General features: G+C 65.9%; 8 protein-coding genes. 1 reads left to right on the forward strand and 7 read right to left on the reverse strand.

What is annotated here, in order from left to right:
• Window positions 1–28: 28 nt before the first annotated feature.
• From PMN64_RS19640 to PMN64_RS19660, 5 genes are all read right to left on the reverse strand, one after another.
• Window positions 29–904 carry a dihydrodipicolinate synthase family protein gene (locus PMN64_RS19640; protein WP_411781803.1) on the reverse strand — a complete coding sequence of 292 codons (876 nt, stop codon included), beginning with the start codon at window positions 902–904 and terminating at the stop codon, window positions 29–31.
• Window positions 897–1,853 carry an NAD-dependent epimerase/dehydratase family protein gene (locus PMN64_RS19645; protein ID WP_411781804.1) on the reverse strand — a complete coding sequence of 319 codons (957 nt, stop codon included), beginning with the start codon at window positions 1,851–1,853 and terminating at the stop codon, window positions 897–899. Before PMN64_RS19645 ends, PMN64_RS19640 begins: the two co-directional genes overlap by 8 nt.
• Before the next feature lie 23 nt (window positions 1,854–1,876).
• Window positions 1,877–3,517, reverse strand: a complete 1,641-nt coding sequence (gene pgm, locus PMN64_RS19650; protein WP_411781805.1) for a phosphoglucomutase (alpha-D-glucose-1,6-bisphosphate-dependent) — start codon at window positions 3,515–3,517, stop codon at window positions 1,877–1,879.
• Window positions 3,518–3,761: 244 nt separating this feature from the next.
• A complete protein-coding gene (locus tag PMN64_RS19655) occupies window positions 3,762–5,414 on the reverse strand; it encodes an acetolactate synthase large subunit (protein WP_411781806.1) in 1,653 nt (550 codons plus the stop codon).
• 78 nt (window positions 5,415–5,492) lie between these two features.
• Window positions 5,493–8,159 carry a M1 family metallopeptidase gene (locus PMN64_RS19660; protein ID WP_411781807.1) on the reverse strand — a complete coding sequence of 889 codons (2,667 nt, stop codon included), beginning with the start codon at window positions 8,157–8,159 and terminating at the stop codon, window positions 5,493–5,495.
• 249 nt (window positions 8,160–8,408) lie between these two features.
• Here PMN64_RS19660 and PMN64_RS19665 point away from each other — a divergent pair, with 249 nt between their 5' ends.
• The gene (locus tag PMN64_RS19665; RefSeq protein WP_411781808.1) at window positions 8,409–9,863 is read left to right on the forward strand and encodes a GH1 family beta-glucosidase; all 1,455 of its coding nucleotides are present in this window, start codon (window positions 8,409–8,411) and stop codon (window positions 9,861–9,863) included.
• Window position 9,864: 1 nt separating this feature from the next.
• Here the strand turns inward: PMN64_RS19665 and PMN64_RS19670 are convergent, their stop codons facing one another.
• Entirely contained in the window at window positions 9,865–10,932 is a 1,068-nt protein-coding gene (locus tag PMN64_RS19670; RefSeq protein WP_411781809.1) for a maleylacetate reductase, read from the reverse strand.
• 19 nt (window positions 10,933–10,951) lie between these two features.
• Window positions 10,952–11,640, reverse strand: a 689-nt coding sequence (locus tag PMN64_RS19675; RefSeq protein ID WP_411781810.1) for a helix-turn-helix transcriptional regulator, incomplete at its 5' end; no start/stop codon positions are given.

Genomic DNA, 11,640 nt, shown 5'->3' on the forward strand with positions numbered 1-11,640 from the left:
GCATTTTGCCGCGCAGCCCCCGACGGCTTCAGGCCAGATCGCGCAACGCCGCCTCGACCACCTTGCGCTGCTCGGCCGTGAGCGGCGCCTGCGGCGGCACGGGATCGCCGACGTCGTAGCCCTGGCTCGCGAGCCCGGCCTTGATGCAGGCGGCGAGGTTGAAGCGGGCGAACGCCTCGTTGATGCGCCACAACTTGCGCTGCAAGGTCATCGCCTCATCCCAGCGGGTGCGGCGGCACAGATTGTAGAGCTCGACGCTTTGCCGCGGGATGATGCAGGCCGGGCCCGCCATCCAGCCGTGGCCGCCGATCAGCATCACCGCGGCCGGAATATGCGCCGAGGCCGAGAACACTTTCAGGCTGTCGCCACAGCGGTTCATGATCGACAGCAGTCGGCCGGTGTTGGTCGAGGCGTCCTTGATGTAGCCGATGCGCGGATGCTCGGCGAGCCGCGCGATGACGTCGAGCGTGAGGTCGGAGCGCTGGAAGTTCGGATTGGTGTAGATCACGACCGGAATGTCGACTGCATCGGCGATGGCGCGGAAATAGGATTCGACCTGCGCATCGGCGACCGGGAAATAGGCCTCCAGGATCGCGAGGATGCCGGTCGTGCCGCGCTTCTGGTAGGCCTTGGCCTGCGCCACCGCATCCGCCGTCGAGGTCGAGGCGACGCCGGCCACCACGGGCACGCGGCCCTGCGCGGCCTCGATCGTGGTCTGCACCACCTGCATGCGCTGCGCATTGTTGAGATAGGCGAACTCGCCGGTCGAACCGAGCGGCGTCAAGCCGTGGACGCCGGCCTTGACCAGATCGTCGCAGAGCCGGCCCAGCACCTCGGTGCGGACATGGCCGGCGGGGTCGACGGGGGACACCAGGTACGGAAAGACGCCGTGGAAATCAGCCATTTGCGAGCCTCGTTGACGGCGAGACATAATCGGGATCGTGCGCAAAGGGAAGCGGCGCACCGCTGCGCAAGGCGCCGAGCACCGCTGCGAAATCCGTGCCGGCGCGGAAGCCAAGCAGCCGTTCGGCCTTGCCGGCGTCGTAGATCCGGCCTATCGATTTCGGCAGGCGCCAGCCGCGCCGCGCGAACAGCGTCGACGCATCGGGGAAATAGCGCGCGATTACTCCGGCCGCATCCGTCTTCAGGTCCGCGACATCGCTGCGCGCAAACGGCGTCGGCGCGCTGATCACAAAGACCTCGAAGCCGCGGATCTTCTCCAGCGCGACGACATGGGCATCGGCGGCGTCCTCGACCGTGAGGCGGCGGTACAGCAGCTCGGTCGCCTTCAGATTCTCGCCATGGATGTCGCGGATGGTGTCGTCATCCTCGGGGAAGAAGCGGCTGGTGCGCAGCACCGCGCAGTTCAGCCCGTGCTCGCGGCTGTACAGGCGGCACAGCCCTTCAGCGGCGAGTTTTGTCACTCCGTAAATGTTGCGCGGCTCGAGCGGTCCAGTCGTCTCGTCGAGCCACACCGCAGCATGGCCTTCCTCGTCGCGGATCGCCTGCGAGATCATCAGCGACGTTGTCGAGGTGAAAACGAAACGATCGTGGCCGGCAGCCACTGCCGCCTGCAGCAGGTTGAGCGTGCCTGTGACGTTGACGTCGACAAAGGCCTGCGGGGAGAACCGCGCGATATCGGGCTTGTGCAGCGCCCCGCCATGGATCACGGCCTCGATGCCGTGATCGGCGAACACACGCTCGACCACCGATCGTTCGGCTACCGAGCCTGTGACATCGGTCGCCTCACCCGCGACGACATCGAGGCCGACCACGTCATGGCCGGCCTGTCGAAGCCGCGGCGCGAGGAAACGGCCGAGCCAGCCGGAGGAGCCGGTCAACAATATTCGCATGAATTCCGCCCGGCCCGCGCCTTTCAGAACACCTTGGCGATCGCGGCCTGCGCATCGCCCTGGATCAGCTTCAGATGATCCGGCCCGCGGAAGCTTTCGGCGTAGATCTTGTAGACATCCTCGGTGCCGGAGGGACGCGCCGCGAACCAGCCTGCCTCGCTCTCGACCTTGATACCGCCGAACGGCTGGTCGTTGCCCGGCGCCTTGGTCCTGACCGCGCGCACGGCATCGCCGGCGAGCTGCGTCATGTTGAGTTGCTCGGGCCCGAGCGCCTTCAGCGCGTTCTTCTGCTTCGGCGTCGCTGCCACATCGATGCGCTCGTAATAGGGAACGCCGAGTTCGGCGGTCAGCTCGCCAAACAATTCGCTCGGATCGCGGCCGGTCTTGGCGATGATCTCGGCTGCCAAGAGGCCGAGGATGATGCCGTCCTTGTCGGTGGTCCACACCGAGCCGTCGCGCTTCAGGAACGAAGCGCCCGCGCTCTCCTCGCCGGCAAAGCCGAAGCCGCCGCTGCCGAGCCCGTCGACGAACCATTTGAAGCCGACCGGCGTCTCGACCAGCTTGCGGTTCAGCTTCTTCGCCACGCGATCGATGATCGAGCTCGACACGATGGTCTTGCCGATCGCGGCGTCCTTGCTCCATTGCGGCCGGTGCGCGAACAGATAGGCGATCGCGGTGGCGAGGAAGTGGTTCGGGTTCATCAGCCCGTTCGAGCGGGTCACGATGCCGTGGCGGTCGGCGTCGGTGTCGTTGGCAAAGGCGACGTCGAACCGGTCGCGCATCCCGATCAGGCTCGCCATCGCATAAGGCGACGAGCAGTCCATCCGGACCTTGCCGTCCCAGTCCGCGGTCATGAAGCGGAAGGTCGGATCGACGGCCTCATTGACGACGCTGGCGCTGATGCCGTAGCGCGCGATGATCGGCTGCCAGTAGTGCACCGCCGCGCCGCCGAGCGGGTCGATGCCGATCTTGACGCCGGCGGACTTGACGAGCGCGAGATCGACGGTGTTGCCGAGATCGGCGACATAGGGCGTGATGTAGTCGTGCAGATGCGTGGTCGCGGCCTTGCGCGCGCGATCATAGGGCAGCCGCGCGACACCCTTGAGGCCGGCCTCGATATAGCGGTTGGCGTTCTTCTCGACCACGGCGGTGACATCGGTGTCGGCCGGGCCGCCATGCGGCGGATTGTATTTGTAGCCGCCATCCTCCGGCGGATTGTGTGACGGCGTGATGACGACGCCATCGGCAAGGCCCGTGCTGCGGCCCTTGTTGTAGCTCAGGATCGCGTGCGAGATCACCGGCGTCGGCGTGTAGCCGCCCTGCGCATCGATCATGATCTCGACGCCGTTCGCCGCGAACACCTCGACCGCGCTGGCCAGCGCCGGCTCGGCCAGCGCATGGGTGTCGATGCCGATGAACAGCGGCCCGGTGAGGCCCTTCTCGCGCCGGTAATCGCAGATCGCCTGCGTGGTGGCGACGATATGGTCCTCGTTGAAGGAATTCTTCAGCGACGAGCCGCGATGGCCCGAGGTGCCGAACGCAACCCGCTGGGCGGGATCGGTGGCATCGGGTTTGCCGGCAAAATAGGCCGTGACCAGCCGCGGCACATTGGCGAGCGAGGCGGGATCGATGGGTTTTCCGGCGGCAGGATTTGGTGCAGTCACGTGACCTCTCAGATCTGGTATCGCCGACAATCTGCGCAATGGTGATGCCATTGCGTGACATCTTGGCGTGCTACCATGGCGGCTTACGTTCAATCAAGCCGAGGGCTTTTCGTTCCTTGCCCACCGCAGCCATGCTTCAGCTTCTTGTTTGAGCATGATCTCCGCGCAAACGCTTTGCGTTTGTCGCAAGGGAAAACCGCTTCGCACTTTGCGCTAACGCGGCCCTTCGGGTCCGGATCATGCTCTACGACACATCGATCTGCTGCACCTTCTCGCGCAATTCGTCGACCAGCACCCGCTTGTTCTCGGTATAGTCGATCGGCACCACGACGAGGTGCACGCCGCCGCCGGAAAACGCCCGTTCCAGGGTCGGGACGATCGCATCCGTGCTCGCGATCCGCGAACCCTTGGCGCCGTAGCTTTCGGCGTATTTGACGAAATCCGGATTGCCGAAGGTCAGGCCGAAATCCGGGAAATGATCGACCGCCTGCTTCCAGCGGATCATGCCGTAGGCGGAATCCTCCAGGATCAGGATCACAAGATTGAGCTTGAGGCGGACCGCGGTCTCGAGCTCCTGCGAGTTCATCATGAAGCCGCCGTCGCCGCAGACCGCGAGCACGCGGTTGTTCGGATACAGCATCGCCGCCATCATCGCCGACGGCAGGCCGGCGCCCATGGTCGCGAGCGCGTTGTCGAGCAGCAGCGAGTTCGCGAGCAGCGTGCGGTAGTTGCGCGCAAACCAGATCTTGTACATGCCGTTGTCGAGCGCGACGATGCCGTCCTCCGGAATCACCTGCCGCACATCATGCACGATGCGCTGCGGCGTCGGCGGCCAGCGGCCCTCGGTGGCGCGATCGGTGATCTTCGCCAGAATGCTCTGGCGCAGGCTGAGCAGCGCGCTGGCATGCGGCAGCTTTCCCTCGACCCGATCGGCCAGCAATTCAAGGCTCGGACCGACGTCGCCGATCACCTCGCATTGCGGGAAATAGACCTGCTCGACCGTTGCCGGCATGTAGCTGACATGGATCACCTGCGGGCCCTTCGGGCCCATGATGAAAGGCGGCTTCTCGACCGTGTCGTGACCGATCGCGATGATGAGGTCGGCGCGGTCGATCGCCTCGTGCACATAGTCGCGCTCGCTCAGCGCGGCGGTTCCCATATACTGATTGGTGCCGCCGGATACCGTGCCCTTGCCCATCTGCGTGGTGAAGAACGGGATTTTCGTGCGCCGCACGAAGTCGCCGATCCCGGCGGTCGAACGCGGACGCGATGCCGCCGCACCAAGCATGATCAGCGGGCGCTGCGCCTTCAGGATCATGTCGGCGGCGCGGTCGAGCGCGGCGGCGTGCGCGATCGGAATCTCGATCGGATGCGGCGGTATCATTTCGACCGGCGCGGTCTCGTCGCCTGCGATGTCTTCCGGCAGCTCGAGCAGCACCGGCCCCGGCCGTTCCTGCGTCGCAATGCGGAAGGCGTCACGGACCAGCGTCGGAATGGTCGCGCCGCTGACGATCTGCAGCGACAATTTGGTCAGCGGGCGGAACGTGTTGACGATGTCGACGATCTGGAACTTGGCCTGCCGGCTGCTCAAGATGCCCTTCTGGCCCGTCAGCATCACCATCGGCATCGCGCCGAGCAGCGCGTAGGCGGCGCCGGTAGTGAGGTTGAGCGCGCCGGGGCCGAGCGTCGTCATGCACACACCGGGCTTACCGGTCAGCCGGCCATAGGTCGCCGCCATGAAGGCCGCGGCCTGCTCGTGACGGGTCACGATCAGTTTGATCGAGGATTTGCGCAGGCTCTCGACGACGTCGAGATTCTCCTCGCCGGGAACGCCGAACACCCTCTCCACGCCCTCATTCTCGAGGGCAGCGACCAGCAAATCGGAACCTTTGACCATCTCAGCCTCGCATCGTTGATTGCATGCCGCGCACGGAGCATAGCCGCATCGCGCGCCGCCGGAAACTCCCTCGCGATCTCACGGCCTGTGCGCCCTGATCCAGGAGTCGGCGGCGGGCAACACGCGCGCGGCAAGATCGGCCGAGATCGCGATCGCCTGCACGGATCGCGCCACCATCACCCGTCCGCCGGTGGTTGATTGCGACGGAGCAAACGCGGCGAGTTCCGCCGCGTGGTCCTCATCGGTAAAATTGGTCATGAAGTTCGGCACGAACTGGTCGCGGAAGTTCGGCCCCTGCCTTGCCAGCAAGATATCGAAATTGGTCCGGACGAAGTCCCAGGCGAGCTGTGGCTGCTCGCCTGCGGACGCAACCGCGTTGATCATCCCCGTCACGATCGTATCGGGCAATTCGTTGGTCAGCGTCAACGCCAGCGTCGCCCGCGCCAATTCGGCATCGCGGGCGCTTGCCGCCGCGAGATAATAACGCAGCCGTTCATTGGTCGCCGTGCTGTTGCGCGCCAGCGCGAGCAATTTGTCATAGGTTGCCCGATCGGCGGTCACACCGACAACATGCGTGACGGCATCGCGCAATGCGGTCGGAAGCGAATTGGGATCATCGACGAATGCCGCAAAGCGCCGCTTCGCTTCCGCCACAATAGCCGCATCCCCGAGGTCGCTAAGCGTCGAGATCAGGCTTGCACGCAACAACGCAGTGTCATCGCCGCCTGAACCGGCGCCCTCCCATCCGATCCGATCGAACACCGGGCGCAGCTTGGCGCGGGCATAGGCCTGGATCACCGGCCGCTCGGTGCGGCCGCGCGACAGGCGGTTCAGCGCCGCGAATGTCGAGATCACCTGGTCCCACACCGCGCGATGGTCACCGGCATCGAGCGCGTCGAGCAGCGCGAGATAGGACGGCGCCTCCGCGCGGCCCGCCTGCACCAGCGCCCAGCTGTCGGTGACGACATTGAGACGGTCGGCGACCTGCATTTGCGGGAAGGCGTTCAACAACGCCGCACGGTTCTTCGGACCGTACTCGACCCTGTAGTAGCCGACATCGCCGAGATTGACCTTGATCGCATCGCCGCAGGCGCCGGCCGGGATATTGGTGCTTCCCTTCAGCAATATCTCGTCAAACGGCCTGCCATGCGCCGGTCCGACCGCGACCGGAATCTGCCAGTTGCGGGCCGGCAGCGGCGGATTGTTGGCCGGCACGATCACGAAGCGATCCTGCCGCAAGGTCAGGCGTTGCGCCACGCCATCGCAAGCCGCCTCGGCCACGACCAGCGGCACGCCGTCCTGCTCGGTGAACGAGGCCGCGATACCGGCGATCGTCTTGCCGCCGGTACTCTCGAGCGCCTGCCAGAGATCAGCGGTCGTCGAGTTGCCGTAGGCATGCGCGGCCATGTATTTGCGGATGCCGTCGCGGAACGCCTGTTCGCCGAGATAGGTCTCGAGCATGCGGATCAGCGCCTGCCCCTTGTTGTAGGTGATGGCGTCGAATGCCGTGACTGCCTCACTGTGATCGGCAATCGGCTGCTGCACCGGATGCGAGGTGCGCCGCGCATCGAGCGTCATGGCAAACTGCTTCGCGCCGTAGCCGTTCAGCCAGCCCTGCCACTCTGGATAGAACTGTTCCGAGGCCTTGGTCGCCATCCAGCTGGCAAAGCCCTCGTTGAGCCAGAGATTGTCCCACCACGCCATCGTGACGAGATCGCCGAACCACATATGCGCCATCTCGTGCGCGATGATCGCGAAGATGCCGCGCCGCGCGGTCTCCGCAGAGGTCGCGGGGTCGAACAGCAGCCGGCTCTCGAAGAAGGTGATGCCGCCCCAGTTCTCCATCGCGCCGCCGAACCCGCCGGGAACGGCGATCAGGTCGAGCTTCGGCAGCGGATATTTCACGCCGAAATAGTCGTTGTAATAGGCGAGCAGCTTCACCGCGCTGTCGAGCGCGAACCGGCCCTGCCCGCCCTTGCCCTCCGTCGTCACCACGCCGACCGTGACGCCGCCGGCATCCGCTGTGACGCGCTCGAGCTCGCCGACCGTGAGCACGAACAGATAGCTCGACATCTTCGGCGTCGGCGCGAACGCAACCTTCTTAAAGTCGCCGGCGACCGGCTCTTCGCCCGTCACGGGCATGTTGCCGACCGCGAGCAGATTGCGCGCAATGACGACGGTCAGCGCGAAGCTCGCCTTGAACGACGGCTCGTCCCAGCACGGGAAGATCCGCCTTGCATCGGCCGGCTCCAGCTTGCTGGAGATCATTCGCTTGATCCCGGTTTTGGTCGGGTAGTCGACCGAGAACAGGCCGGTGCCGAATTTATTGATCTGCGCCATGAAGCCGATGCGCAGCTTGTGACGGCCGGCCGCAAGCGGCTTGGTGAAGGTCAACGTTGCGGTCTGCGCGGTGGCGTCGGTCTCGACCTCCGCGCGCTGCGCGCCGTCATCGATCGTAACCTCTGCGAATGTCGTGTTAACGGCGTTCAGCGTCAGCTGCGCGGTCGCCTCGCGCACCTCGATGTCGACGGTCTCGACGCCGGGCAGAGCGAGGCTGGCGATGTCAGGCGTCAGCTCGATCGCGTAATGCAGCGGGACGACCGTCTTCGGCAGCTTTCCGGGCGTGCGGTCGAACGAGAATGTCTGCTCGGCCTGCGCGCTTGCGGCCATTGTCAAAGCCAAGCCGATCGCAGTGGCAAGACGACGCAGCAGCGCCCTTCGGACATGGGTTGCAGGCCTGTTCATCGCGCGCAGCTCACCGGGATCTCGGGGATTATCGGATGTCATTGCGGAAGGACGTAGCAGGCAATCTAGTAGAGAAAATGTCGCCACAAAACTGACAACTCCGCGACATTGACATCACAATGGTTGGCATTGATTGGTGCGCCGCTCGCCATGGCGCTTTGGCCGGCTGACCCTCGTTGCTCAACGGCGGGATGGAAGGTTAACCTACGGCTCGCATTCCAGCGGCAACGTCCGCGACGGGAGACAACAATGTTCGGAAAGTTCTCGCGACGGCAGTTTGCGGGCCTCGCAGGCCTCTCGGCGCTCGGTTTGACCGGCGCCGCCGAGGCTGCAAACCGTGCGTCGCGGCCGGACGGCACGAACTTTCCCACGGGCTTCGTCTGGGGCACCGCGACCTCGTCCTACCAGGTCGAGGGCGCGGTCAATGAGGACGGCCGCGGCCCATCGATCTGGGACACATTCACCCATACATCGGGCAAGATCGAGGACGGCTCGACCGGCGATCGCGCCAACGACCACTATCACCGCTACAAGGAGGACGTCCGCCTCATCAAGGAGCTCGGCGCCAAGGCCTATCGCTTCTCGATCGCCTGGCCGCGGGTGTTTCCCGACGGCACCGGGGCGCCGAACCCGAAGGGCCTCGACTTCTACAACCGCCTGGTCGACGAGTTGCTTGCGAACGGCATCGAGCCCTACGCCACGCTCTATCACTGGGATCTGCCGCAGGCGTTGCAGGACCGTGTCGGCGGCTGGCGCTCGCGCGACACCTCGAAGGCATTCGGCGACTATGCCGGCTACGTGGCGCAGCGACTGACCGACCGCGTGAAGAACGTCTTCACCCTCAACGAGGTCGGGCGTTTCCTGCCGTTCGGCTATGCGCTCGGCGTCGACGCCCCCGGGCTGAAGCTGCCGGCGGGCGAGGTGAACCAGGCGCGCCACCACGTCGCGCTGGCGCATGGCCTTGCGGTGCAGGCGATCCGCGCCAAAGGCCGTGCCGGCACGCGGGTCGGGCCGGCCGAGAACATCACCGCCTGCGTGCCCGCCTTCAACACGCCGGAGAACATCCGCGCCACCGAGATCGCGACCCGCGAGCTCAATGCGGGTTTTCTCGGTGTCGTCCTCGAAGGCAAGTACACCGAAGGCTTCCTGCAATATGCCGGCGCGGATGCGCCCAAATTCACCGCGGACGAGCTGAAGATCATCGCACAGCCCAATGATTTCGTCGGGCTGAACATCTACGCGCCGCAATGCTACATCCTCGCGACCGATAATGCGCCCGGCTGGAAGCCGCTGCCGATGCCGGCTTCCTTCCCGCATATGAGCTCGGAATGGTTGCGGATCGCGCCAGAGACGATCTATTGGGCGCCGCGGATCGCCGCCAAGCTGTGGAACATCAAGAGCATCTATATCAGCGAGAACGGCACGTCCGGCGAGGACAAGGTGCATCCGGACGGGCAGGTCTACGACCTCGACCGCATCATGTTCCTGCGCAACTACCTTGCGCAGTTGCAGCGCGCGACCGCCGACGGCGTCCCGGTCCACGGCTATTTCCTGTGGAGCCTGATGGATAATTTCGAATGGATCTTCGGCTACGAGAAGCGCTTCGGCCTCTACCGGGTGGATTTCGAGACCCAGGCCCGGGTGCCGAAATTGAGCGCGGCATTCTACCGCGACGTGATCGCGCGCAACGCGATCGGGGTTTGATCTATCCGGCCTGCGGGCGCGCGCCGGACCAGGCGCGCTTCAGCAGGTCGCGGATGCCGCTCTCCTCGATCGGTCGAGGATTCCAGTAAGGGTTTTTGGTGGCGAGCGCGGCCGCCTTTGCGATGCCGTCTTCGGGCATGCCGACCTCGGCGAGCGAGCACGGCGCGCCGAGCCTTGCCGACAGATCGAACAGGCCGTCGGCGGCGCTAGCAGCCCCAAGCGCCCTCGCCGCGCGGCTGACTGCATCGCGGGCGGCCGGTGTGTTGTAGGCGATGGTATGCGGCAGCAGCACCGCATGGGTCTCGGCATGCGGCAGGTCGAACAGCGCGCCGACGGTGTGGCAGAGCTTGTGATGCAGCGCCATGCCGACGGTGCCGAGACAGACCGCGCACAGCCACGCGCCATAGAGCGCGTCCGAGCGTGCCTCGAGATCGCGCGGCCGCGCGATCACGTCGGGCAGCGACGAGGCAAGCTTCGCCATCGCCTCCTCCGCCATCAGCGAGGTGATCGGGTTGCCGTCCCGCGCGTAGAGCGCCTCGGCCGCATGCGCGATGGCGTTGAGGCCGGAGATCGCCGAGAATTTGGCCGGCATCGAGACGGTCAGGTTGACGTCGTAGATCACGGCCTCGGGCAGGATCTTCGGCGACGATTGCGTGGTCTTGACGCCGTCGACGGTCTCGCCGAGCACCGGCGTCATCTCGGAGCCGGCATAGCTGGTCGGCACGATCAGTTGCGGAAGGTCGGTGCGCAGCGCAATCGCCTTGCTGAGGCCGGTCGCGGCGCCGGCGCCGATCGCAACCACGCCGTCGGGCTTGAGCTCGCGGACGATCTGCATCGCACGTTCGGTCACCGCGACCGGCGTGTGCACCACTGCACCGTCGAACAATCCGGCCACACGGCCGCCGGTCAGGCCAGCGAGATCGCCGAGCTCGGCCTGCTGCCGCCGGCTCGCCAGCACCAGCGCGCGGCTGATGCCGAGCCGGTCGAGCTCGTCCGCCAACTGCGCGACCGTGCCGACCCCGAACACGACCCGCATCGGGCTGGCCTGGTAGGTGAACGGCTGCGCCATGGCGATTTCCAAGCGTTGGTCAGCCGCGGCGCCAGTCGCGCGGCGCGCAGCCGAAGCGGTGCCTGAAGCGCCGCGTGAAATGCGACAGGTCGGAGAAGCCCCAGTCGAACGCGATGTCGCCGATCGTGCGCCCGGCGATCGCGGGGTCCCTCAGATCGCGCGCGGCGCCGTCGAGACGGCGGTCCATCACATGGCTGGCGAATGTCGTGCCGGCGCGCTCGAACAGTTTGTGGACGTAGCGCTCGCTGATACCGATCGCAGCCGCAATGGCGGCAACGCCGAGCCCGGGCTCGCGCAGCCTGCGGTCCACGGCGCGGCGCAGCGCAAGCCACGTCGCATCGGCAAGGCCGGCACTCTCGGCGACGCCTGCGCGGCCGCTGCGCGACAGGCTGAGCGCGACCAGATCGAGCAGCACGCCGAGCAGCCGCGCGTTGTCCGCATCCGAAGCACGGAGCGCGGCCGTGTTCAGGACCTGCGCCGTTTCTGTGATGAGGTGGCCGACGAAGGGATCATCCGAGACCCGCGCCGGCGCGACCTCGGGCGCCGACGGCAGCCGTTCATCCAGCGCCTCGGCCGGCACCCAGAACGAGGCGACCTGCAGCGCCGGGCCGCGGTCGTGCAGCAGCGCAAAGCGCTGGCCGCTGTCGAAGATTCCGACCTGTCCCGGCTGTCTCTTATACACATCTCCGAGCCCACGAGACTTAGGAT

Origin of the sequence: Bradyrhizobium sp. UFLA01-814, assembly GCF_046718885.1 — a bacterium.
Classification (GTDB): domain Bacteria; phylum Pseudomonadota; class Alphaproteobacteria; order Rhizobiales; family Xanthobacteraceae; genus Bradyrhizobium; species Bradyrhizobium elkanii.

Excerpts from the sequence above, each read along its gene's own strand:
- PMN64_RS19665 (WP_411781808.1), top strand. The coding sequence starts at position 8,409 with ATGTTCGGAAAGTTCTCGCGACGGCAGTTTGCGGGCCTCGCAGGCCTC.
- PMN64_RS19660 (WP_411781807.1), bottom strand. The coding sequence starts at position 8,159 with ATGAACAGGCCTGCAACCCATGTCCGAAGGGCGCTGCTGCGTCGTCTT.
- PMN64_RS19670 (WP_411781809.1), bottom strand. The coding sequence starts at position 10,932 with ATGGCGCAGCCGTTCACCTACCAGGCCAGCCCGATGCGGGTCGTGTTC.
- PMN64_RS19645 (WP_411781804.1), bottom strand. The coding sequence starts at position 1,853 with ATGCGAATATTGTTGACCGGCTCCTCCGGCTGGCTCGGCCGTTTCCTC.
- PMN64_RS19655 (WP_411781806.1), bottom strand. The coding sequence starts at position 5,414 with ATGGTCAAAGGTTCCGATTTGCTGGTCGCTGCCCTCGAGAATGAGGGC.
- PMN64_RS19640 (WP_411781803.1), bottom strand. The coding sequence starts at position 904 with ATGGCTGATTTCCACGGCGTCTTTCCGTACCTGGTGTCCCCCGTCGAC.